21 protein-coding genes and 1 riboswitch are annotated in these 21,548 nt (G+C 63.5%); of the genes, 17 read left to right on the top strand and 4 right to left on the bottom strand.

From position 1 onward, the window contains the following. The first annotated feature begins 10 nt into the window (after nucleotides 1–10). Together ftrA and B4F27_RS04680 are read left to right on the top strand one after the other, a co-directional pair. Nucleotides 11–985, top strand: a complete 975-nt coding sequence (gene ftrA / locus B4F27_RS04685; protein WP_286758997.1) for a transcriptional regulator FtrA — start codon at nucleotides 11–13, stop codon at nucleotides 983–985. A gap of 124 nt (nucleotides 986–1,109) precedes the next feature. Then, the gene (locus B4F27_RS04680; RefSeq protein ID WP_286758996.1) at nucleotides 1,110–2,270 is read left to right on the top strand and encodes an amidohydrolase; all 1,161 of its coding nucleotides are present in this window, start codon (nucleotides 1,110–1,112) and stop codon (nucleotides 2,268–2,270) included. 33 nt (nucleotides 2,271–2,303) lie between these two features. Here B4F27_RS04680 and ampC read toward each other — a convergent pair whose 3' ends face one another. Continuing rightward, a complete protein-coding gene (ampC, locus tag B4F27_RS04675) occupies nucleotides 2,304–3,470 on the bottom strand; it encodes a class C beta-lactamase (protein WP_286758995.1) in 1,167 nt (388 codons plus the stop codon). A gap of 208 nt (nucleotides 3,471–3,678) precedes the next feature. Here ampC and osmF point away from each other — a divergent pair, with 208 nt between their 5' ends. The 9 genes from osmF to bioB all read left to right on the top strand — a co-directional run bounded on the left by osmF (nucleotide 3,679) and on the right by bioB (nucleotide 11,398). Continuing rightward, nucleotides 3,679–4,593: a glycine betaine ABC transporter substrate-binding protein OsmF gene (osmF, locus tag B4F27_RS04670; RefSeq protein WP_286758994.1), complete on the top strand. Its 915-nt coding sequence runs from the start codon at nucleotides 3,679–3,681 to the stop codon at nucleotides 4,591–4,593. Nucleotides 4,594–4,604: 11 nt separating this feature from the next. Beyond that, nucleotides 4,605–5,777, top strand: coding sequence for an ABC transporter permease (locus B4F27_RS04665; protein ID WP_286758993.1), 1,173 nt, complete (start codon nucleotides 4,605–4,607; stop codon nucleotides 5,775–5,777). Next, nucleotides 5,774–6,709 (top strand): ABC transporter ATP-binding protein, encoded by a 936-nt coding sequence (locus B4F27_RS04660; RefSeq protein ID WP_037944089.1) that lies wholly within the window; start codon nucleotides 5,774–5,776, stop codon nucleotides 6,707–6,709. Before B4F27_RS04665 ends, B4F27_RS04660 begins: the two co-directional genes overlap by 4 nt. Then, on the top strand, nucleotides 6,706–7,440 hold the full coding sequence (locus B4F27_RS04655; protein WP_005853104.1) for an ABC transporter permease: 735 nt from the start codon (nucleotides 6,706–6,708) through the stop codon (nucleotides 7,438–7,440). Before B4F27_RS04660 ends, B4F27_RS04655 begins: the two co-directional genes overlap by 4 nt. A 76-nt stretch (nucleotides 7,441–7,516) precedes the next feature. Beyond that, nucleotides 7,517–8,167, top strand: a complete 651-nt coding sequence (locus tag B4F27_RS04650; RefSeq protein WP_286758992.1) for a DUF1007 family protein — start codon at nucleotides 7,517–7,519, stop codon at nucleotides 8,165–8,167. After that, nucleotides 8,152–9,063 (top strand): nickel/cobalt transporter, encoded by a 912-nt coding sequence (locus B4F27_RS04645; RefSeq protein ID WP_286758991.1) that lies wholly within the window; start codon nucleotides 8,152–8,154, stop codon nucleotides 9,061–9,063. The genes B4F27_RS04650 and B4F27_RS04645 overlap by 16 nt, the downstream gene beginning before the upstream one ends. Before the next feature lie 45 nt (nucleotides 9,064–9,108). Beyond that, complete coding sequence (locus B4F27_RS04640) at nucleotides 9,109–9,777, top strand: GntR family transcriptional regulator (RefSeq protein WP_286758990.1); 669 nt, start codon at nucleotides 9,109–9,111, stop codon at nucleotides 9,775–9,777. 83 nt (nucleotides 9,778–9,860) lie between these two features. Then, nucleotides 9,861–10,418, top strand: a complete 558-nt coding sequence (locus B4F27_RS04635) for a biotin transporter BioY (RefSeq protein WP_005853098.1) — start codon at nucleotides 9,861–9,863, stop codon at nucleotides 10,416–10,418. Then, on the top strand, nucleotides 10,415–11,398 hold the full coding sequence (gene bioB, locus B4F27_RS04630; RefSeq protein ID WP_005853096.1) for a biotin synthase BioB: 984 nt from the start codon (nucleotides 10,415–10,417) through the stop codon (nucleotides 11,396–11,398). Before B4F27_RS04635 ends, bioB begins: the two co-directional genes overlap by 4 nt. A 77-nt stretch (nucleotides 11,399–11,475) precedes the next feature. Here bioB and B4F27_RS04625 read toward each other — a convergent pair whose 3' ends face one another. Continuing rightward, a complete protein-coding gene (locus tag B4F27_RS04625) occupies nucleotides 11,476–12,279 on the bottom strand; it encodes a thioesterase family protein (protein WP_037944080.1) in 804 nt (267 codons plus the stop codon). Nucleotides 12,280–12,474: 195 nt separating this feature from the next. Between B4F27_RS04625 and B4F27_RS04620 the strand changes: the two genes are divergently transcribed. The 3 genes from B4F27_RS04620 to arsJ are packed head-to-tail and all read left to right on the top strand — an operon-like array spanning nucleotide 12,475 to nucleotide 15,572. Continuing rightward, nucleotides 12,475–13,317 (top strand): helix-turn-helix domain-containing protein, encoded by an 843-nt coding sequence (locus tag B4F27_RS04620; RefSeq protein WP_286758989.1) that lies wholly within the window; start codon nucleotides 12,475–12,477, stop codon nucleotides 13,315–13,317. Between the two features lie 6 nt (nucleotides 13,318–13,323). Beyond that, a complete protein-coding gene (locus B4F27_RS04615) occupies nucleotides 13,324–14,322 on the top strand; it encodes an ArsJ-associated glyceraldehyde-3-phosphate dehydrogenase (RefSeq protein WP_286758988.1) in 999 nt (332 codons plus the stop codon). Continuing rightward, on the top strand, nucleotides 14,319–15,572 hold the full coding sequence (arsJ, locus tag B4F27_RS04610) for an organoarsenical effux MFS transporter ArsJ (protein ID WP_286758987.1): 1,254 nt from the start codon (nucleotides 14,319–14,321) through the stop codon (nucleotides 15,570–15,572). Before B4F27_RS04615 ends, arsJ begins: the two co-directional genes overlap by 4 nt. Before the next feature lie 36 nt (nucleotides 15,573–15,608). On the opposite strand, the gene B4F27_RS04605 is transcribed toward arsJ, so the two are convergent. Continuing rightward, nucleotides 15,609–17,546: a TRAP transporter permease gene (locus B4F27_RS04605; protein WP_286758986.1), complete on the bottom strand. Its 1,938-nt coding sequence runs from the start codon at nucleotides 17,544–17,546 to the stop codon at nucleotides 15,609–15,611. Between the two features lie 101 nt (nucleotides 17,547–17,647). Next, nucleotides 17,648–18,838, bottom strand: a complete 1,191-nt coding sequence (locus B4F27_RS04600) for a TAXI family TRAP transporter solute-binding subunit (protein ID WP_286758985.1) — start codon at nucleotides 18,836–18,838, stop codon at nucleotides 17,648–17,650. Between the two features lie 561 nt (nucleotides 18,839–19,399). After that, nucleotides 19,400–19,500, top strand: a riboswitch (TPP riboswitch). Between the two features lie 67 nt (nucleotides 19,501–19,567). Here B4F27_RS04600 and thiD point away from each other — a divergent pair. Genes thiD through thiS form a run of 3 tightly spaced genes read left to right on the top strand, consistent with a single transcriptional unit; the run spans nucleotide 19,568 to nucleotide 21,547 of the window. Beyond that, the gene (gene thiD / locus B4F27_RS04595; RefSeq protein ID WP_286758984.1) at nucleotides 19,568–20,374 is read left to right on the top strand and encodes a bifunctional hydroxymethylpyrimidine kinase/phosphomethylpyrimidine kinase; all 807 of its coding nucleotides are present in this window, start codon (nucleotides 19,568–19,570) and stop codon (nucleotides 20,372–20,374) included. Continuing rightward, nucleotides 20,371–21,366: an FAD-dependent oxidoreductase gene (locus B4F27_RS04590; protein ID WP_286758983.1), complete on the top strand. Its 996-nt coding sequence runs from the start codon at nucleotides 20,371–20,373 to the stop codon at nucleotides 21,364–21,366. Before thiD ends, B4F27_RS04590 begins: the two co-directional genes overlap by 4 nt. Beyond that, nucleotides 21,350–21,547: a sulfur carrier protein ThiS gene (gene thiS / locus B4F27_RS04585; protein WP_005853074.1), complete on the top strand. Its 198-nt coding sequence runs from the start codon at nucleotides 21,350–21,352 to the stop codon at nucleotides 21,545–21,547. Before B4F27_RS04590 ends, thiS begins: the two co-directional genes overlap by 17 nt. The last annotated feature ends 1 nt before the right edge of the window (nucleotide 21,548 follow it).

The following is a 21,548-nucleotide window of genomic DNA, read 5'->3' as shown; positions in this document are numbered from 1 at the left end:
TTCTGCCAAAATGTCCCAAATTGCGCCCCGAAACGCCCCCTTGGTCTGTGCGCTTGCCTATGACGGGCTGTGCACCTTCGAATTCGGCATCGCGGTAGAGCTTTTCGCCCTGCCCCGACCCGAGTTCGCGGATTGGTACCGCTATGCCACCGTTAAGGCCGAACCCGGTCCGATCCGCGCCACAGGCGGCATCACGATCGAAGCGCAAGACGATCTTGATCTGCTGCGGCAAGCCAGCCTGATCATCGTGCCCGGCTGGCGCGGTGCCGATGCCCCTGTCCCGCCCGCGCTACGCGCCGCCTTGCAAGACGCCTATGCCCAAGGCGCGCGGATCGCGTCGATCTGTTCAGGTGTCTTTGTCTTGGCCGCGGCGGGGCTGCTGACAGGCAAAAGCGCCACAACCCATTGGCGCTACACCGATAAGCTGGCCGCGCGCTACCCTGACATATCCGTGGACCCTGATGTGTTATTCGTGGAAGACGACCGAATTTTCACCTCGGCCGGATCGGCGGCGGGGCTGGATCTGGGGCTGCATATCATTCGGCAGGATCACGGCGCGCAGGTCGCTGCGTCTGTTGCCCGCCGGCTTGTCCTTCCCGCACAACGCGATGGCGGGCAGCGCCAGTTCGTGCCCCGCCCCGAGCCCAAGGCGCGGATGGGGTCGGATCTTGCGGCGCTACAGGATATGATCCGCGCCACACTTGACGAGGACTGGCCGATGGCGCGTATGGCGCAAACTGCCGCGACCAGCGGACGCACGCTTGCCCGCCGGTTCCGCGAAGAGACAGGCGACACCCCTCTCAACTGGCTCAAGCTTGAACGGGTATCCCGCGCCGCTGAACTGCTGGAAAACAGCGCCATCCCGCTGGCCGATATATCAGAGGTCTGCGGCTTCGGCTCGGCCGAGAGTTTTCGCCGCGATTTCCGCAAACTGATGGGCGTCCCTCCGATCCGGTATCGCGAAAGGTTCGGGGCTGCCGCCTAGTCCCGACCCCTACGCGCGGTTTCCTGAACCCTCTGCACAAACGCGGCTACCCTGCACCCGTCGCGTTTGTTAGGGCTTTGACGTAGCATACCAGAAAACCCCGAAGCAGAAGGCGTCGCGTTTTATGTTGACCAATAGTGATCTTGTGGAACTGACCGAATTTCGCCGCGCGCTGCACCGCCACCCCGAAGTCTCTGGCGAAGAGGTAGAGACCGCAAAGACCATCGTTCACGCGCTAAAGCCCCTGTCGCCCACCCGCATCCTGACAGGTCTTGGGGGGCATGGCGTCGCGGCGGTGTTCGACAGCGGCACGGCTGGCCCGACGGTCCTGTTCCGTGCCGAGCTTGACGCCCTGCCGATAGAAGAACGCAACAGCGATATCGCCTGGTTGTCCGAGGTTGCGGGCAAAAGCCACGTGTGCGGCCACGATGGTCATATGACGATGCTGCTGGCCTTGGGGCGCATGATCGCGCGCAAACCGGTTGCCACGGGGCGCGTGGTGCTGATGTTCCAACCCGCGGAAGAAGACGGCAGCGGGGCCAAAGCGGTGGTCAGCGACCCCGCATTCGACGCGATCAAACCGGATTGGGCCTTTGCGATCCACAATGAACCGGGCAGTCCGTTCGGCTTTGTCTCCACCCGCGTGGGGCTGATCAACTGCGCGTCGATGGGGCTCAAGGTCAAGCTCAGCGGGAAAACGGCCCATGCCGCCGACCCGCAAGACGGGGTATCGCCCGCGCTCGCGGTGGCACGGCTTATCCCCGCGCTGGATGATCTGGGCCACGGCGACGGCGGCCCGCGCAACGACGACTTCCGGCTGGTCACCGTCACCCACGCCACTATAGGAGAGCCGACTTTCGGCATCGCGCCGGGTGCAGCAGAGGTGTTTGCCACTCTGCGCACCGCCGGCGATGCGGGGCTGGAAAACCTTGAGGCCGCCGCGCGCGAGATCGCATCAACGATTGCCGCTGAATACGGTCTGGGCGTCTCTTTCGAGGTGCACGACCATTTCGCCGCTTCGATCAATGACGCAGACGCCTATGCCGTAGCGACCAAAGCGATGGAGGCGATCGGCGTGCCTTTTGGCGAGGAAAACGTACCGATGCGCGCTTCGGAGGATTTCGGCGTATTCGGCTGGGGGGCCAAAGCCGCGATGCTGTGTCTCGGACCGGGGGAGGATCACGCGGCCTTGCACAACCCCGACTATGACTTCCCCGATGACCTTATCCCCATCGGCAGCGGGATCTTTGACCGCATCGCCCGAGATCTTCTGGGCACAGCGTAACCCGCCCCCTTCTGAACGCGCCGGCCAAGCCCGCTAGTCCTGCGTCGCCAGCAAATCGGTGATCAGCGCATAGGTCGCACGAACCCGCGCCTCGTTCGGGTAGTTGCGGTTGGCAAGCACAACGATCCCAAGGTCTTGCCCCGGCAGTAGCGCGACATAGCCGCCGAACCCGTTGGTCGCGCCGGTCTTGTTCAGGATCACGTCACGCTGCGGCGGCAACGGTGGGGTCAGGCGGGTCGCGGGCTGGGGCGACAGGATAAAGTCATAGCCGTTGCCCGCCTCCATTCTGGCGACCTCGACAGGCCAAGGGTACTGCTCCCATATCATGTCTTGGGTGTAATAGGCCGTCTCTGCCTGCCCCTGCCGTGTGCGTTCAAGCGCTGCGGTCAGCGCGGGATCTGCGCGACCGCGCCCCAGCTCCAGATCCAGCAGGCGCAGCATATCGCGGGCGGTCGATTTCACCCCATAGGCTTCATCTGCCAACACGCCGGGGTTAACGCGAATGGGCGCATCCGTCTTGCGGTCATAGCCAAAGGCATAGCGATCCATCGCGTCATCCGGCACGTCGACATAGGTGCTGCCAAGCCCCATCGCGGGAAACAGCACATCCTGAGCCGCTTGGGCAAAGGACATCCCCATGGTCTGCGCCGTGATATGCCCCAGCAAGCCGATGCTGAGGTTGGAATAGCGGCGTGTCCCCGGTTGCGGCGGTTGCCAGCTCTCTAGCCAGCGGATCAGCTCGGGCACATTGCCCACCTCGCCGGGGACCTGAAGCGGCAAGCCACCGGTGACATGGGTGGATAGATCAACCAGCCTTATCGCGCCGAAAGCGGCCCCTTCAAGCTGGGGTATGCTGTCCGACACGGGCGCATCCAGATCAAGCATACCGCGGCCTTCTGCCAATGCGGCCAACGTCGCGGTGAAAATCTTGCTGATCGACCCGAGCTCAAAGATCGTATCCGGCGTCGCCGCGACATTGCCTTTGCGCGCCGCCACACCCGTTGCATAGAAGCTGTGCTGCCCCTGCCAGGTGATGCCCACGACCAATCCGGGGATTCGATACTGCTCGATTACCGGCGCAAAGCTGGCACCTGCGATATCGACAATCTGCTCGCTTGTGGCGCCTTGTGCGAACAGCGACGCGGGAAGAGCAAAGGGGACCGACAGCACGACTGCCAGCGCGAGGTTGGGGGATTTCATATCTGCTTCGACCTATTTGTGAGTTTTGCCGACGTCATTAAGCGGCACGGCTTCAACGCACAAATGCGAAAATGCGCGGGCGGACCGATGCGCGCCCCGCCGCTTGCCGCTTTCACAGTAATTTCCCTTGGCTTCCCGATTTCGCCCGCTACCTTGATGCCCAAGTTGTACAAACCAGTCACTTTTTACGCCAAGGAGCCTGTATCTCATGAAAAATTCCCTTCGTATCACCGTATCCGCCGCGACCCTTACCGCGGCACTGGCCTCGGCCGCGGCCGCCGACATCACTGTCTCGTCCAAGATCGACACCGAAGGCGGGCTATTGGGCAATGTCATCGCCCTGGCGCTTGAGGACGCGGGCCTGCCCGTCGAACGCCGCCTGCAACTGGGCGGCACGCAGGTTGTCCGCGAGGCGCTGCTGTCCGGCCAGATCGACATTTACCCCGAATACACCGGCAACGCGGCCTTCTTCTTTAACGAAGCAGACAGCGACGTGTGGAAAGACGCCGAAGCCGCACACGCCCGCGCGGCCGAGCTCGACTCCGCGCAAAACGATGTCACATGGCTGACCTCGGCCCCTGCCAATAACACATGGGCCATCGCCGTGACCGGCCCCGTGGCGCAAGACAACAACCTGACCACCATGTCCGATTTCGGCGCATGGGTCGCGCAGGGCGGCACGGTCAAGCTCGCGGCCTCGACCGAGTTTGTGTCCTCCCCCGCGGTGCTGCCCGCGATGCAGGACACCTACGGGTTTGAACTGAACGCGGACCAGACGGTGATCCTGTCCGGCGGCGATACAGCGGCCACGATCCAGGCCGCCGCACGGGGCACATCGGGTGTGAACGCCGCGATGGTCTATGGCACCGACGGCGGTGTCGGTGCCACAGGTCTGGTGGTGATGGAGGATGACAAAGGCGTGCAGCCCGTCTACGAGCCCGCCCCCATCGTCCGCGCCGAGGTGCTGACCGAATACCCGTCGATCCCCGAGGTGCTGAACCCCATTTTTGAGGGGCTGGATATGGCGACGCTGCAAAAGCTCAACGGGCGGATTCAGGTCGGCGGTGAGCCGGCAGAGGCCGTGGCCCGTGATTACCTCACCCAAGCCGGGGTGCTGGACTGATCCGGGGCACGATGTCCTTGCAGACCTCTCGGGCGCGACTATCCGCGCCGGGGGTTCTATTTGCCGTTCTGGGGGCCGCAGCGATGCTGGCCCCCTTTATGACGCTGGCCGCAAACCGCATCGTGGCGGGGGACGCGGTGCCGATCTGGGCGGTGGTCCCCGTATCGCAGATGATCCCCGGATTGGCAGCGATCGTGGCGGGGCTGGCGTTAGGCCTGCCTGCAAGACACGTGGGGCTGCGTCTGGCGGGGCCGCTTGTGGGGCTGGCGGGATTGCTGTGGCTGCTCGTCCAGGGCGCGCCAGCGCTGCTGGAGGGCGCGGGCGATTACGCTAGGGTCTCTCCGGCGGCGGGGTTCTGGTGCTTGCTGGTGATCTTTGCCCTGCTCATGGCCGATGCGATCACCGCGATGAAACCGGGGCCCTTTCAGCGCGCACTATTGCTGACAGCGGTGTTGGGGGCCCTGTCCGTCGTGCTCGGTTCTGGTGCGCTGGCACCGCTGTCGGTGATGCAGGAATTTGCCGCGCGCCGTGACGCCTTCGCGTCCGAGGCGACGCGTCACCTGTGGCTGGCCTTCGGGTCGCTTGGCATGGCGGGGCTGATCGGCTTTCCCATCGGCGTTCTGAGCCACCGCAAGCCCGCGCTACGCAGCGCGATCCTGCCGGTGCTGAGCTTTCTGCAAACCATCCCCTCGCTCGCCATGTTCGGGCTGATGATCCCCCTGCTGGGCTGGGTCAGTGCCACCGTGCCCGGTGCGCGCAGCATGGGCATCGCGGGCATCGGATTTGCACCGGCCTTTGTCGCACTGGTGCTCTATTCGCTGCTGCCCGTCGTGGGAAACACCGTGGCCGGACTGGCCGCCACGCCGCCGCAAGCCCTGAACGCCGCGCGCGGGATCGGCATGACAGCGGCGCAACGCCTGTGGCGCGTGGAACTGCCCATCGGCCTGCCCGTGATCCTCACCGGCCTGCGTATCGTGCTGGTCCAAAACATCGGGCTGGCGGTCATCGCGGGGCTGATCGGCGGCGGCGGCTTTGGCACATTCGTGTTCCAAGGGCTGAACCAGACCGCGACAGACCTGATCCTGTTGGGCGCGCTGCCCACGGTCGCGCTGGCCCTGACGGCGGCTATCGTGATGGATATTCTGGTCGACCTGACCCGCCGCCTCCCCAAGGAGACCCCATGATAGAGATCGACAATATCACCAAAATCTACGACAGCGCCCGCGCCGTCGATGGCGTGTCGATGACCATTGATACCGGCACGATCACCGTTATTGTGGGCACATCCGGTTCGGGCAAGACAACGCTTTTGCGGCTGATCAACCGGCTGGAAGAGCCCACTTCGGGAGAGGTGCGGATCAACGGACAATCAACGCTCGACGTCAAACCGCATATCCTGCGACGGCGGATCGGATATGCCATTCAGGGGCACGGGCTGTTCCCGCATCACACGGTCGCGCGCAATATCGGCGCGGTGCCGCAACTGCTGGGCTGGACCCGTGACAAGATCGACGCCCGCGTGGACGAACTGCTTGATCTCTTCTCGATGGCACCACAAGAATTCCGACACCGCTACCCCTCTGAACTGTCGGGCGGGCAACAACAACGGGTCGGCGTGGCACGGGCTCTGGCCTCGCGCCCTGATCTGATCCTCATGGATGAACCCTTTGGCGCGCTCGACCCGATCATCCGCACCCGCGCGCAAGAGGATCTGCGCCGCATCCAGCAGGCGCTCGGCTCCACCATCATCCTCGTGACCCATGATATGGAGGAAGCCATTCGTCTGGGCGACCGCGTGGCGGTGATGGATGGCGGCAAGCTGGTGCAACATGCCACCCCGGCAGAGATCATCACCCACCCCGCGACCGATTTTGTGGCCGATATGGTGGGCGATGTCGAACGCCCGCTGCGGCTGCTTTCCCTCACCCCGCTGGCTGAGGTGATGGAGGACGGTCCTGCCAACGGCGCGCCCCTGCCCCGCGAGGCAAATCTACGCGACGCGCTGTCGGCCTGCCTGTGGACAGGGCGCAGCGCCGTGCCGATCACCGATAAGGGCAAGATCATCGGCCGCGTGACGCTGGACGCGATCCGCGCCCGCGCCGAGGTGCACGCATGACAGCGGGCAACCTGCTACGCGCCGGTTTGCTGGCGCTGTTGCTCGCTCTGGTGCTACGGCCCGATTGGTTCGCGCCGCTCTTTGCGCCGCTGGCCCCGGCGGGTGGTCCGGTCATTTACGCACGCAGCTCTTTGCTGTCGCTCTCGCTTAGCCATTTGGGGCTGGTGGCCCTTGCCTCTGTCGCGGCGACGCTGGTGGCGGTGACGCTGGCGATCTTTGTCACCCGTCCTGTGGGCGCGTCCTTCCTGCCGCTGTCGCGCACGATCACCAATATCGGTCAGACCTTCCCCCCTGTCGCGGTGCTGGCGCTTGCCGTGCCTGCCTTGGGGTTCGGGGCGGGGCCGACGCTGGTGGCGCTGTTTCTTTATGGGCTGCTCCCGATCTTCGAGAACGCGATCACCGCCCTATCAACCCTGCCCCCCGCCACGATGGAGGCCGCACGCGGCATGGGGCTGAACCGCTGGCAACGCCTGTGGCGGGTGGAGCTTCCCCTCGCCCTGCCCGTGATCCTAACCGGCATCCGCCTGTCCGTCGTCATCGCCCTTGGCACCGCCACCATCGGCTCCACCGTTGCCGCGCGCACCCTGGGCGAAGTCATCATCGCCGGGCTGCTGACCAACAACACCGCCTATGTGCTGCAGGGCGGGCTGATCGTGGGCCTTTTTGCGGTGCTGATCTATGACGCGATGGCCCAGCTTGAACGCTACCTGAGCCGTCGCATGGGGGGGTAAACCGCGCCGAGTGGAAGCGCGCCGATCCGCCGCCCGCGCAATTGCGCCCCCTGTCCAAGACTTGTATCACACCCCTATGATCCGACAGTTTGCCCCCTTTGTTCTCACCCTCTGGGCCGCGCCGCTGGCCGCGCACCCCCATGTGTTTATCGACACGCAGCTCTCGCTTGTGGCCGACGATCAAGGGCAACTGACCCATGTGCGGGTGACCTGGCAATATGACGCGCTCTATTCCTTGCTGGTGACCGAGGATATGGGCCTTGATGCCGACGGCGACGGGGCGCTCACGAAAACGGAGCTTGCGACGCTGAACGGCTTTGACATGCAGTGGGTCGACGGGTTCAACGGCGATCTGGTCCTCAGCGCCGAGGCGAACCCCATCGCGCTGTCCGGCCCGACCAAGATTGCGACGCAGTTTGACAACGGACAGATCACCACGATGCACACCCGTGCGCTGGAAACCGCAGTTCCCGCGGGGACAGCGATCACGATCAAACCCTATGATGCGACCTATTACACCGCCTATGATATCACGACCGCAATAGACACCACGCGCGCGCCGACCTGTCGCGCCCGCGTCGCCATGCCCGATGTCACCGCCACGATGGAGGCGCTGCAACAACAGCTTGCCCAGCTGGATGCCCAGACCGATCCTTCCGAAGCGGGTCTGCCGGATATCGGCGCGCAAATGGCCCCCACGGTGAATGTGACATGCGCCGCGCCCTGACCGTGATCGCCTTGGGCGTGGTCATCGCCCTTGCCGCGCTGTGGTGGACCGGCGGCTTTGATCGGCTGGCGCAATGGGCTGCGGCGCATCAACGCGCGTTTCAAAACAGCATCGCCCTCTCGCTGCGTGCTGTGCGTGCGGGCCAGCCAGAGGCGGTAACCGCCCTGCTTTCCGCCTGTTTCGCCTATGGTGTCGTGCATGCCGCAGGCCCCGGTCACGGCAAGGTGTTGATCGGCGGCTATGGCGCGGCCAAGGCTGTGCCGATGCTGCGCCTGTCGGTGATTGCGCTGCTGTCGTCGCTGGGTCAGGCCGTGACGGCGGTGGCTCTGGTCTATACCGGCGTGAGCCTGTTGCACTTGGGGCGCGAGCGTATGATTTCGCTGACAGAGGCGATTATGGCCCCCGTCAGCTATGGCGCGATTGGCTGTGTGGGGCTGTGGCTGTTCTGGCGGGGCCTACGCCATTTCCGCGCGACGCTTCCCGCGCCGCAAGATCATCACCACCATCACCAGCACGACCATGAAGGTATCTGCGCCACCTGTGGCCATGCGCATGGCCCCACCGCTGAACAGGTTCGACAGGCAACCACCCTGCGCGAGACGCTGCTGCTGATCGGATCTATCGCGGTGCGGCCCTGTACGGGGGCGTTGTTCGTGCTGATCATCACGCTTCAGATGGGGATCGCGGGCGTCGGGATTGCTGGTGCTTTCGCGATGGCCTTTGGCACCGCGACCATTACCATCGCCGTGGGTCTGGGTGCAGGTGCGTTGCGCGGCGGCGTGCTTGCCGGGTGGGCCAGTACCCCCCGTGCAGCCCAGATCGCCGCCCTGATCGAGCTTGCCGCGGGGCTTGGTGTGGCCCTGTTGGCGGGCGGATTGCTGCTGCGGGCGATCTGAGTTTACCCGCTCGACAAGCGGGGCGGCCAAAACTATCTATAATCCATGACCCAACCTAGATCAGAGACCCACTCCGCCCGGATCGCGCGCATATTGGCCGACCGCATCATCTCGGGGCAGTTGGCCCCGGGCGCGCGGTTGCGGCAAGACCACATCGCGCAGGAATTCGGCGCAAGCCATGTGCCCGTGCGCGAAGCCTTCCGCCTGCTAGAGACACAATCACTTGCAGAAAGCCTGCCAAGACGCGGATTTCGCGTCACTTTCTTCGATATGGCAGAGCTTCGGGAAGTCGCCGAAATGCGCGCCAGCCTCGAAGCGCTCGCCCTGCGGCACGCCGCCCCCAACCTGACGCCCGATATCCTCGCCAAGGCGCATAAGGCCAACCTGCAAGGCGACAGCGCCCAGAATGTACATGAATGGGAAGAAGCAAACCGCTGTTTTCACAGATTAATTCTTGAACCCTGCCAGATGCCGCGGCTGATGCGGTCGATCGACGACCTGCAAGCGGCAAGCGCGCGGTTCATTCTGCGGGCGTGGCGGACAAATTGGGAAGCCCGCACCGATCACGACCACCGTCTGATCCTCGACGCGCTGCGCAAAGGTCAGGTGGATCTGGCCTCCACCACGCTCTCGCGCCATGTGGGGTGGATCGGCAAGCGCAGTCGCACCCTAAAAAATCAAATCGGTTCAGGCACTTCCGAGTTTTTCAGATAATTATCTATAATCTGAATTGTCAGAAGGCGCGTCCTTCGTCCTACTGGGGTAGACCTTGAAAGCTATCACTCGGAGGAAACCAGATGGCACTTGCGATTACATCCCTACCCCGTAACCCGTCCTTCGCGCAGGGGCTTGGCCTCGCGCTGGCCGGTGCCGCGCTGATCACGTTGGGGGCCAAGGTCCAGATCCCGTTCTGGCCCGTGCCCATGACCCTGCACACGCTGTCGGTCTTTCTTGTCGCCCTCACCCTTGGCCCGCGTCTGGGGCTGGCGGCCATGGCGGCCTATCTTGGGGCCGGTGCAGCGGGGCTTCCGGTGTTCTCCGGCACGCCTGAACGCGGCATCGGGCTCAGCTATATGGTCGGGCCGACGGGCGGCTATCTGCTGGGCTATCTTGTGGCGGCGGGTCTGACCGGCTGGCTGGCGATGGGGCGCGGCTGGATCGGGCGCGTGCTGGCGATGCTGGCGGGGCTGACCGTGGTCTATGCCGGTGGTCTGGCGTGGCTGGCGCTGTTCGTGCCCGCACCCAAGCTGCTGGCCGCAGGGCTGACCCCCTTCCTGCTGGGCGATGTGGTCAAGGTGCTGCTGGTGGCGACACTGCTGTCGGGCCTGTCGCGGCTGAAAGGGCGTGATCAATGATCCGCACGGACTGGACCCTTGACGAAGCGGCAGCGATCCACGCGCTGCCCTTCCCCGACCTGATCCATCAGGCGCAAACGCTGCACCGTGCGCATTTCGACCCCACGGCGATCGAAACCGCCAGCCTGCTGAGCATCAAGACCGGCGGCTGCCCCGAGGATTGCGGCTATTGTTCGCAATCGGCGCATTACGACACCGGCGTCAAAGCGACCAAGCTGATGGGCGCGGAAGAGGTCATCGCCGCTGCCAAACGCGCCAAGGATGCGGGCGCGCAGCGGTTCTGCATGGGGGCTGCATGGCGCAGCCCCAAGGACCGCGACATGGACAAGCTGACCGATATGGTGCGCGGCGTGGCCGATCTGGGGCTAGAGACCTGCATGACGCTGGGGATGCTGTCGCCCGAGCAGGTGACCAAGCTCAAGGATGCCGGGCTCGATTTCTACAACCACAACATCGATACCTCGCCCGAGTATTACGCCGAGATCGCCTCGACCCGCACGATGGAAGACCGCCTTGAAACGGTGGAACATGTGCGCAAGGGCGGGATCAAGGTCTGCTGCGGCGGTATCCTTGGGATGGGCGAGGCAGAGGCGGACCGGATCAGCATGCTGGTCACCCTCGCCACGCTGCCCAGCCACCCAGACAGTGTGCCGGTGAACCTGTGGAACGCGGTCAAAGGCGTGCCGGTTCAGGGAAAATCCGAAAAGGTCGACCCTTTTGCGCTGGTCCGGCTGGTCGCCTTGGCGCGTATCCTGATGCCCGCCTCGGTCGTGCGTCTCTCCGCAGGCCGCACGGGGATGAGCGACGAGCTGCAATCGCTGTGCTTTCTGGCGGGTGCGAATTCGATCTTTGTGGGCAACCAGCTGCTGACCACCGAAAACCCGGCCACGTGGAAGGACAACGACCTGCTGCAACGGCTCGGCATGCATGTGGCACCGGCCAAGCCCGCGTCCAGATCGGCCAAGATCGCGGCGCAGTAGATCCGCCCCTGACACGTGCAAAAGCCCGGCCTGATATCCTCGGGCCGGGCTTTTTCGTGTCGCGCCTCGGCTCGCGCTTAGGCGAAGATGATCACCGACTGCATGCCGTCTGCGACCATATCCCCATCTGTATTCCAGACCCGCATGACCTGAGAGCTGTAACCGCCGTTGCCCGCCGTCAGCTGTGTCTCCATCATATACCAGCCGTCGCGGGTGTTGGCGTGATCGGACAGCAGGTTGATGATCCAGTTCATTGACGAGTTCGGCCCCGGCCGCGTCATCATCGGGAAGGCGGCGGGGGGCAGCACGTCGCCAATGGCGATCAGCCCCTCGAGCGTCCCCCACATCGCCGGATCGCGGTGCCGCGCCCAGATCCGGACATAGCCGCGATCCGCACCGGAGAACGGCAGGCTGCCCTCGATCAGCTTGACCTCGAAGTTGACAAAGAACCGTACCGGCGGGCGTTTCAGCGCGGGCGGGAAATAAGAGGGCGTGTCGTCCGGCCCTTGGGGGGCGGCGGGCGCGGTATGGCCTACGCTCAATTGGCTTTCCTGCGCATGGCCGAAGGAAAACGTGCCCGTTGCCGCGACCTTGCCGTCGATTTCAGCGCGGGTGGCGATGGTGGTGATGTTGCGCCCTTCGCGCAGCACCTCGGCATGGATCGTGGGCGGCTGCGACACGGGCGCGGTAAAATTGATCAGCGCCGACCGCAGCGCGGGCAGATCGGGGCGGTCCCGACGGGCCGCATTGACCAGCAAGGCACCGGTAAATCCGCCAAAGGCCGTACGCCCCTGCGCCCAGTTCTCTGGCACCTGATAGCGCGGCGCGGTGCCGTCCTGCTCTGCTGTGGCCAATACCTCGGCCAGGGTCACATCTGTCATGTCGGGTCCTTTATACGTCTGTCACCGCGCGCGGGCGCGCTGTTTCCCAATCGATGCCCGCAAAGCCAAGGGCGCGCAAGACACCCTGCCCCTGAAACGCCACGTCACCCAAAACGCACCCCCGCGGCAAAAAACCTTTGGCGGGATCGAATAGAGCTGTTGACGCTCAATGTGTAATTCACATATTCATGAAATATGGAATCACTACTCACAGACCGGCTCGCCACCCTGAGCCACCCGCAGCGGCTGGCCGTGTTTCGGCTGCTGATGCGGCGCTATCCGGATGCCTTGCCTGCGGGGGAAATCACGCAGGTGTTGGCCCTGAAATCCAGCACGGCATCGGTATATCTGTCGGCGCTGACGCAAGTCGGGCTGATCTCGCAGCGGCGCGACGGGACGCGGCTCTTGTATACCATCAACCTTGATGCAGCGGGCGAGGTCGTATCGGGGTTGTTCGTGGATTGTTGTCGGGGGCGCGCTGATCTCTGCCCGCCCCCGTTCTCTGACCTCATTAACAGGACGCAGATGATGACCCAGACAAAGTTCAACGTGCTTTTCGTATGTACCGGCAACTCCGCCCGTTCCATCTTTGCAGAGACGATCCTGCGGGACATGGCGGGCGACCGGTTCACCGCCTATTCCGCGGGCACCCTGCCCCGGTCCGAGCTTAACCCCCTTGCGGTCGAGATGCTGCACGCCAAGGGCCACAGCATCGATGCGCTGCGGTCCAAACATATCTCTGAATTCCAGACCGCCGATGCGCCGCAGATGGATTTCGTCTTTACCGTCTGTGACCACGCCGCAAACGAGGAATGTCCCACCTGGCCCGGCCAGCCTGTGTCGGGGCATTGGGGCATGCCCGATCCCGTCAAAGCCGAAGGGACAGAAGCGGAACGCCGGCTGGCCTTCCAACAGACATATGGCGCGCTGCACAACCGGCTGCTGGCCTTTACCGCCCTGCCTTTCGAAGCGCTGGACCGCGCTGCATTGCAAAAACGGGTCGATGCCATCGGGGCCGACCCAGTGACCACAGGATAAACCACCATGACAACCTATGCTTTGAACGGCCTTGGCCGCATCGGAAAACTCGCCCTGCGGCCCTTGCTGGAACAGGGGGCCAAGATCGCCTTTATCAACGACGCCGTTGGCGACCCCGAGATGCACGCCCATCTGCTCGAATTTGATTCCGTTCACGGGCGCTGGCCTGCGACCTTCAGCGCAGAAGATCATGCGATCACCATCGATGGCACGCGTATCCCCGTGACCAGCACCAAATCGATCACAGACCTGCCGCTGGAGGGGGTGGATGTGGTGATCGACTGCACCGGTGCGTTCAAGACAGAGGCCAAGCTTGCCCCCTATTTCGAGGCGGGCGTGAAAAAGGTTGTTGTCTCTGCCCCCGTCAAGGACGGGCCGACGGCGAATATCGTCTATGGCGTGAACGACGACACCTATGATCCAGCCACGCACAGCATCGTCACCGCGGCGAGCTGCACCACCAACTGCCTTGCCCCCGTCGTCAAAGTCCTGCTGGAAGGGATCGGGATCAAACACGGGTCGATCACCACGATCCATGACGTGACCAACACGCAAACCATCGTGGACCGCCCCGCCAAGGACATGCGCCGCGCCCGATCGGCGCTGACCAACCTGATCCCCACCACCACCGGGTCGGCCACGGCGATCACGCTGATCTATCCGGAGCTGACCGGCAAGCTGAACGGCCACGCCGTGCGGGTGCCCCTCCTGAATGCGTCGATCACCGATTGCGTGTTCGAGCTGGAGCGTGAGACGAGTGTGGAAGAGGTCAACGCCCTGTTCAAAACCGCCGCCGAGGGGCCGTTAAAGGGTATTCTGGGCTTTGAGGAACGCCCGCTTGTGTCGTCGGATTACACCAATGACACCCGCAGCGGGATCGTGGATGCGCCATCGACGATGGTGGTGAATGGCACACAGGTCAAAGTCTATGCGTGGTATGACAATGAAATGGGCTATGCGTACCGTCTGGTGGATGTGGCGCTGATGGTGGGCGGCCAGCTGTGACACGCCCTGCCGGTTTTACCGCCTATATCACTGTCACCGCCGCCTATTGGGCCTTTATGCTGACCGACGGCGCGCTGCGGATGCTGGTGCTGCTGCATTTTCACACGCTCGGGTTCTCTCCGGTACAGCTGGCCTATCTGTTTGTGCTCTACGAGATCGCGGGCGTGGTCACCAACCTGTCGGCGGGCTGGATCGCGGCGCGCTTCGGGCTGACCTCGACGCTCTATGCGGGGCTGTCGTTGCAAGTGGTCGCGCTGCTGGCGCTGACACAGCTTGATCCGGTATGGAGCGTCGCCGCCTCGGTCGTCTTTGTCATGCTGGTGCAGGGGCTGTCGGGCGTGGCCAAGGATCTGGCCAAGATGAGTTCTAAATCCGCGGTCAAGCTGCTGGCCCCCACCACAGGGGGCGGCTTGTTCCGCTGGGTCGCACTGCTCACCGGATCGAAGAACGCGGTCAAGGGCGCTGGCTTTCTGCTGGGTGCGGGGATGCTGGCGCTGCTGGGGTTTGTGCCGTCGACGCTGGTGATGGCGGCGATCCTGTTTGTGATCCTGATCGGCGTCATCATCGGTATGCCCGCGGGCCTGCCCGTGGGGCGCAAGGATGCCAAGTTCACCGAAGTCCTGTCCAAAAACCGCAATATCAACTGGCTCAGCGCCGCGCGGCTGTTTCTGTTCGGGGCGCGCGATGTGTGGTTTGTCGTGGGCATCCCGATCTATTTCTACGCCGTGCTCTCCGATGGCAGCGTCGAAAGCAAGCGGGAGGCTTTCTTTATGATCGGCAGCTTTATGGCGGTGTGGACGATCCTCTATGGGGCCGTGCAAGGCTGGGCCCCGAAGATACTGCGGGCCACCGGCCGGACCGAGGGCGACACGCTCGCGCAGGCCCGCCACTGGAACCTTGCGCTGGTGGTCGTGCCTGCCCTGCTGGCCGCGCTGGTCTGGATCACGCCTGCGCCGTCCCCCGCGCTGACGGTGACGATTGTCATTGGCTTGCTGGTGTTCGGGGCGATTTTCGCGGTGAATTCGGCGCTTCATTCCTATCTGATCCTCAGTTTCACGGATGCAAAGCGGGTCACGATGGATGTGGGGTTCTACTATATGTCCAATGCGGCCGGTCGGTTGGTAGGCACGCTTTTGTCAGGCTTCACCTATCAACTGGGGGGGCTGGCGCTGTGTCTTGGCACCGCGGCGCTGATGCTGGCGCTGAGCGCCTTGGGGACGGCACAGCTGCGCCCTTCGCAAACGTCATGAACTGCGGCGCGCGGGGATGTCCCCGCGCGCCCAATCTTAAGGGACCGCAACCACGCCGTTGCGGTTGTCACGCCAGATCACCGCGACAAGCACGGCCGAGGCGACCCCCGCGACCAGCGTCGTCGTCAGCCCCGGAAAGCTGAAGGCAAAGCCCGCGATCCCCAGGGGCAAACGCAACCAGGGCCGCACCATACCGACGCCCAGCAGATAGCCCTCAAGCCCGCCGGACAGCAGCGTGATGCCGATGATGATCGACGGCAGCACATAGATCAGCGGCGTCAGATCGCCCTGCAGCACCAGCGCAGGCTGGAACAGGAAGAACAGCGGCACAAAGTAGATCACCACCCCCAACCGCATCGCGGTGAAGGAGGTCAGCATAGGCTTGGCCCCCGCAATCGTCGCCGCCAGAAACGCCGCAGCCCCTACCGGAGGCGTGATCACCGACAGCATCGCGTAGTAGACGATGAAAAAGTGCACCGCGACCGTGTTCAACCCGCCGATTTCGATGATCGCGGGCGCCAGCGTCACTGCAAGGAAGATGTAGGCCACAATCGCAAGCCCCGCCATGCCCATGATAAAGCAGGCCAAAACCCCAAGCGCGATCACGAGATAGACGTTATCCCCGCCCAAAGCGACCAGCCCAGAGGTCATCGACCCTGTCACACCGGTGATGGTCAAGGCGCTGACCACAAAGGCGATCGGCAGGATGATCGCTGCGGTCTGTGTGACCAGCGTACCCACCTGACGCAGGGTTTCAAAGATGCGCGCAGGTGTCATCATGGTCTCGCGTTGCAGGAAGCTCAGCGCGATCATCAGCGCACTGGCGTACCACGGGGCGTAATATTCCCACCGCATATACAGCAGGCCCCAGACCAGAAAGATCATGACCAGCAGGAAGGGCCAGCCGCGCTTCATCACCTCGCGGGCCGAGGGCAGGTTTTCGGGTTTCATCCCCACCAGCCCCTTGCGCGCGGCATAGGCGTCGACTTGCAGGATCAGGCCAAAGTAGAACAACGCCGACGGCAGGATAGCGGCCACCATCACGGTCGCGTAATCCACACCGATGGTGATCGCCATGACAAAGGCAATCGCCCCCATCACCGGCGGCATCACCACCCCGCCGGTCGAGGCACAGGCCTCGATCGCGCCAGCGTAATGGGGCGGGTAGCCGACTTTTTTCATAGTCGGAATGGTGATCGACCCGGTGCCCGCGATGTTCGAGAAAATCGACCCCGACAGCGACCCGAAAAAGGCGCTGGCCACGATCGATACTTTCGCTGGACCGCCGCGGTACTTGCCAAAGCCCGCATTGGCCAGATCGATAAAGAACTGCCCTGCCCCCGTAGCGATCAGCACGCCCGCAAAGACCAGAAAGCCCAGCACGATCTCGGCCACGATCTTGGTGGTGATGCCCATCAACCCTTCGGTGCGGAAGACATGCGCCTCTATCATGCGTTCAAACGTATAAGGGATGCCCATCAGCAAGCCGGGGAAGTAATCGGCCACCAGCGGATACAGCCCCAGCACCAGCACCACGAGCAAGAAAGGGATGCCCCCCGACCGGCGCGCGATTTCAAGCATCAGCAGCCAAAGCACGACACCCGCGTAGAAATTGGTCCAGCCCGCCTGCACGATCTCCCATGCATACATGGAGAACCACATGCAGATGCCAAAGCCCAAGGCGGCCGCCACGATGTCATAGATCGGCACATGGGTGTGCGATTTCACCGCTGGCAGCGCGATGAACGCCGCCGCAAGGAAGGTGCCGATGAAGACCCAGTAGTACTGCCCCTCGATCAGACGCCGCCCGCCGATGGGAACGCCGAATACATAGGCCAGCCCCATCCCGAGGCCAAAGGTACACAGCAGCACAAAAGCGATGCTGGTGAACGAGAATAATCCCCCCAGTCGCGTCGTCTCGGACGAGGGTTCGACAGCCGTTTCAGCCGCCGGAGGGTGTTGTGTTGCTGACATGGATGATCCTGAAAATAAGGGCGCTGTGGCAGTGTCTTAGGAGGACGGAGCACGTTGTGCTCCGTCCTGTCTTATGCCGTCGATGACGGTCCGGCGCGGCGTTACAGACGCGAGCGGAACGGCTCCAGCCCGTCGGTGTGCTTGGCCAGAATGTCGAGATACTCCTGGTTCTCGAAATTCATCTCGACGCCCTGCTCCATCGCCTCTTTCATGCCGGCGTTGCGTGCCGCGATCCACGCGTCCATCTTCTCGATGGCCTCGTTGTTCCAGGCATCGTCTTCTTCGGTCCACGCCCCGATTTCACGCAGGTATTTCACCGTGCCTTCGTGCACAGGGATCGGGTTGGCATCCAAGAAGTTGCGGAAATGCTCCAGCGACATGCGGGTCGCCAGCGCGTGCGATCCTTTGTAGTTGTCGTGGGATTCATTCATCCACTTCGCCATGTTATAGACGAAATCCTCTTCTGCGGTGACCGGCACGGCATAGACGAAGTTCGACGTCATGGATTCGACACCCTTGGCGGTGCTCACCCCCATAGAGATGGTCGAGGGGATCGTCATGGGGCGGTAGCTGAGGTAGCCGTCCCAGCCTTCTTTGTTGGCGGGGTCCATCGGCAGCCAGCGAATGCCACCCGGTGCGCCTTCCATTTCGGACAGAACGGAAGAGATCGGCGAGCAATAGGCCACATCGGACTTCCCCTCGACAACCGAACGACAGTTTTCACCGTAGCTGGAGGCCGGGACGAATTCGATCTTTTCCTGTGCTTCTTCGGGCGTCATGCCGATAAAGGCAGGCAGGGCCTGGGTGATCGCAGAGACAATCGCGGGCGAGAACACGCCCGAGGTGACGCGCACGCCGCCTTTCCCAATATCTTCAAGGCTTTGAAGCTCGGAATCGCCAGCCACAACAAAGCCCCAAGGCGTGTCGTTGTGGTGCCACAAGATCCGCTGCGGCATGGGTTTCGCCGAGGCGTAGCCGCCGACCCCTTCCGCTTGCAGCGCCATTTCCGACGCGGAAACCGACGCGATCGCGATGTCTTCGCGGTCGGTCAAACGTTTGTAGCGCATGGGCTCGCTGTCTTCGGGAACGATCCGCACGGTGGTGCCGGTTTCCTTTTGCAACGCAGGCCCCCAACCGTTGGTCGAGGCAAAGCTGCCTGTCGACGTGCCCGGCGTGGCAATCACGAGCATGCGCGGCCACTCATACTCCTGCGCCATCGCGACGCCCGAAAGCGCCATGGATACCGCAAAGGACCCGACAGCGGCCTTGGCAAAACGTGTCATATTCTTCATGTGGTCTCTCTCCCTGTTGTACATCTTTGGATTGTTCGGGATCGCAGGATCACGGGCACCGCAAAAGCTGCGGATGCCCATGCGCAGGACGCAGATGTGATCTTTGCAGATGTCACGCAGCACCTCCCAATGCTTGTCGCGACGCGTCCGGAATGACCCGTAAAACGGGCCAGAAAACGCATCCCCCCGAGTGTCGGCCCCCTCCTCCCGAGGGTATCCGACTCAATCTGTCAATCAGCCTAGGGGCAAGATATTTCGATGCCAATACCGCAGAACAGAACTTGATACCGCAGCCACGCGGGGTCTTTGCGCGATCACCCCTAGTTTGCTGATGCCAAAGGGTTAACACCGCAGAATATGGGAAATGTGACGTTACGTTGCTTTGGGTTACGAGGCGTTGTTTCGGCTGACAAGCGTCAGGAGAGCTGTCCAAACCGCACCCGTTTTGCCCAAAATATCGCCACCTTTGGTTGAATATTTTGCGGCTTGCACCGTTTGCCGAACTTGGCTACGCCTAAAGCAACGACGCTGCACGCCCCCACGGGGGGCCGCAGTTCCAACATCTATCCGTCGGGGTGCCCTAGGGGGCTGAGAGGTGCGTGCACCGACCCGTCGAACCTGATCCGGGCAATACCGGCGTAGGGAACGGGTATCTTTGTGCAACGGCCTTGGGTCCACGCCACAAAGCTCATTCTTGCGTCTGCTTGCCCACCACCGAAAGGCGAGCCTGTGACCAAGACGACCCCCATTTCCCTGACCATCGCCGGATCCGACAGCGGCGGCGGTGCCGGTATTCAGGCCGATATCAAGGCGATGTCGGCCAATGGTGTCTATGCCGCCAGCGTGATCACCGCCGTGACCGCGCAGAACACGCGCAGCGTCAGCGCGGTACACGAGATCCCCGCCCCCATCGTCGCGGCCCAGATCGATGCGGTGCTGTCCGATCTTTCGGTGCAGTCGATCAAACTGGGCATGTTGTTTTCTCCGCAGATTATTCAGGCGGTGGCCGCTGCGCTCTCCGCGTTTCGGGGGGCCATCGTGGTCGATCCGGTGATGATCGCAAAATCCGGCGATGCGCTGTTGCAAGAAGACGCCGTCGCAGCGTTGGTCGCGGATATCCTGCCGCGCGCCGATCTGCTGACCCCCAACCTGCCCGAAGCCGCCCGCCTGTTGAACCAGCCCGAGGCCGACAGCGCCGACCAGATGGTCACGCAGGCCCGCGCGTTGCTGGAAATGGGGCCGAAGGCAGTGCTGATGAAGGGCGGCCATAGCGCGGGTAATATCTGTAGCGACGCGCTGGTCACCGCAGAGCGTGTCACATGGCTTAGCGCGCCGCGCATCGACACGCGCAATACCCACGGGACGGGATGCACCTACGCCGCGGCCATCGCCGCGGGGTTGGCCCACGGCAACCCCCTTGGCGCGGCGGTACAGGCCGCCCATGACTATCTGCACCGCGCCATCATCGCCGCGGATCAACTTGAGATCGGCACGGGCCACGGTCCGGTGCATCACTTCCACGCGGTCTGGTCATGACGCAGGTCACCATCATCGGCGCGGGCGTTGCGGGGCTGTGTACCGCGCGTGTCTTGCTGGATCGCGGGATGCGCGTGCATCTGATCGACCGTGCCCGCCAGCCCGGCCCGCAAGGGTGTTCTTGGTGGGCTGGCGGCATGCTTGCCCCGTTTTGCGAAGGCGAAAGCGCCGAAGAACCGGTGATCCGGCTGGGCCAGCAAGCGGCAGATTGGTGGGGCCAGCACACCACATCGCTGCACCGACGCGGGTCGCTTGTGATCTCTCCGGCGCGGGACAGCAGCGATCTGACCCGCTTTGCCCGCCGGACCACAAGCCACCAAACCCTGACGGGCGCAGGGATCGCGGCGCTTGAACCCGACCTTGGCGACCGCTTTGCCAAAGGGCTCTATTTCCAGACCGAGGCCCATCTGTCGCCCCGCATTGCGCTGGCAGAGCTGTGGCGCGGGCTGGTGGCCGATGGGGCCAGTTTCGAACAAGACGAGGCCGACCCCGACGCGCTGGCGCACGGTGGCATCGTCATTGATTGCCGCGGCTATCACGCGCGCGCAGATCTGCCTGAGTTGCGCGGCGTGAAAGGGGAAATGGCGCTGCTGTCCTGCCCCGACATCGAGATCACCCGCCCCATCCGCGTGCTGCACCCACGTGTGCCGATCTACCTCGTGCCGCGCGGTGACGGGATCTACATGCTCGGGGCCACGATGGTCGAAGGCCGCGCCGGTGCCCATGCCAGCGTGCGGTCCGTGCTTGAACTGCTGAGCGCGGCCTACGCACTGTCTCCCGCCTTTGGCGAGGCCGAGATCCTAGAGATCGGCGTCGACAGCCGCCCCGCCTTCCCCGACAACCTGCCGCGCATCGAACGGCAGGGCAATCTGATCCGCGCCAACGGTCTGTATCGCCACGGTTTCCTGCTCGCCCCCGCGCTGGCGACCATGGTGGCGGACCTGATCCTTGACGCCAAAACACCGGAGATTTTCCATGAAACTACAGCTTAACGGTGCCCCGCTCGACAGCGACGCGCCCACGCTTGCCGCCCTGCTAGAGGCCGAAGGATTCGGCGGCGCGAAAGTCGCGACCGCCGTCAACGGCAGCTTTATCCCCGCCAGCCTGCGGGCCAGCCACCCCCTGTCCTCCGGCGACAGCATCGAAGTGCTCGCCCCCATGCAAGGAGGCTGAG

The organism is Sulfitobacter sp. UBA1132 (genome assembly GCF_002311545.1).
In the GTDB taxonomy this organism is placed as follows: domain Bacteria; phylum Pseudomonadota; class Alphaproteobacteria; order Rhodobacterales; family Rhodobacteraceae; genus Sulfitobacter; species Sulfitobacter pontiacus.
The sequence above is the reverse complement of the archived record's forward strand: the minus strand, read 5'-3'. Positions and strand labels throughout refer to the sequence as shown.

Excerpts from the sequence above, each read along its gene's own strand:
- B4F27_RS04625 (WP_037944080.1), bottom strand. The coding sequence starts at position 12,279 with ATGACAGATGTGACCCTGGCCGAGGTATTGGCCACAGCAGAGCAGGAC.
- B4F27_RS04605 (WP_286758986.1), bottom strand. The coding sequence starts at position 17,546 with ATGTCAGCAACACAACACCCTCCGGCGGCTGAAACGGCTGTCGAACCC.
- B4F27_RS04620 (WP_286758989.1), top strand. The coding sequence starts at position 12,475 with ATGGAATCACTACTCACAGACCGGCTCGCCACCCTGAGCCACCCGCAG.
- B4F27_RS04650 (WP_286758992.1), top strand. The coding sequence starts at position 7,517 with ATGATCCGACAGTTTGCCCCCTTTGTTCTCACCCTCTGGGCCGCGCCG.
- B4F27_RS04665 (WP_286758993.1), top strand. The coding sequence starts at position 4,605 with ATGTCCTTGCAGACCTCTCGGGCGCGACTATCCGCGCCGGGGGTTCTA.
- osmF (WP_286758994.1), top strand. The coding sequence starts at position 3,679 with ATGAAAAATTCCCTTCGTATCACCGTATCCGCCGCGACCCTTACCGCG.
- B4F27_RS04615 (WP_286758988.1), top strand. The coding sequence starts at position 13,324 with ATGACAACCTATGCTTTGAACGGCCTTGGCCGCATCGGAAAACTCGCC.
- B4F27_RS04680 (WP_286758996.1), top strand. The coding sequence starts at position 1,110 with ATGTTGACCAATAGTGATCTTGTGGAACTGACCGAATTTCGCCGCGCG.
- thiS (WP_005853074.1), top strand. The coding sequence starts at position 21,350 with ATGAAACTACAGCTTAACGGTGCCCCGCTCGACAGCGACGCGCCCACG.
- B4F27_RS04590 (WP_286758983.1), top strand. The coding sequence starts at position 20,371 with ATGACGCAGGTCACCATCATCGGCGCGGGCGTTGCGGGGCTGTGTACC.
- B4F27_RS04660 (WP_037944089.1), top strand. The coding sequence starts at position 5,774 with ATGATAGAGATCGACAATATCACCAAAATCTACGACAGCGCCCGCGCC.
- ampC (WP_286758995.1), bottom strand. The coding sequence starts at position 3,470 with ATGAAATCCCCCAACCTCGCGCTGGCAGTCGTGCTGTCGGTCCCCTTT.
- B4F27_RS04655 (WP_005853104.1), top strand. The coding sequence starts at position 6,706 with ATGACAGCGGGCAACCTGCTACGCGCCGGTTTGCTGGCGCTGTTGCTC.
- B4F27_RS04640 (WP_286758990.1), top strand. The coding sequence starts at position 9,109 with ATGACCCAACCTAGATCAGAGACCCACTCCGCCCGGATCGCGCGCATA.
- B4F27_RS04600 (WP_286758985.1), bottom strand. The coding sequence starts at position 18,838 with ATGAAGAATATGACACGTTTTGCCAAGGCCGCTGTCGGGTCCTTTGCG.
- B4F27_RS04645 (WP_286758991.1), top strand. The coding sequence starts at position 8,152 with ATGCGCCGCGCCCTGACCGTGATCGCCTTGGGCGTGGTCATCGCCCTT.
- B4F27_RS04635 (WP_005853098.1), top strand. The coding sequence starts at position 9,861 with ATGGCACTTGCGATTACATCCCTACCCCGTAACCCGTCCTTCGCGCAG.
- ftrA (WP_286758997.1), top strand. The coding sequence starts at position 11 with ATGTCCCAAATTGCGCCCCGAAACGCCCCCTTGGTCTGTGCGCTTGCC.
- bioB (WP_005853096.1), top strand. The coding sequence starts at position 10,415 with ATGATCCGCACGGACTGGACCCTTGACGAAGCGGCAGCGATCCACGCG.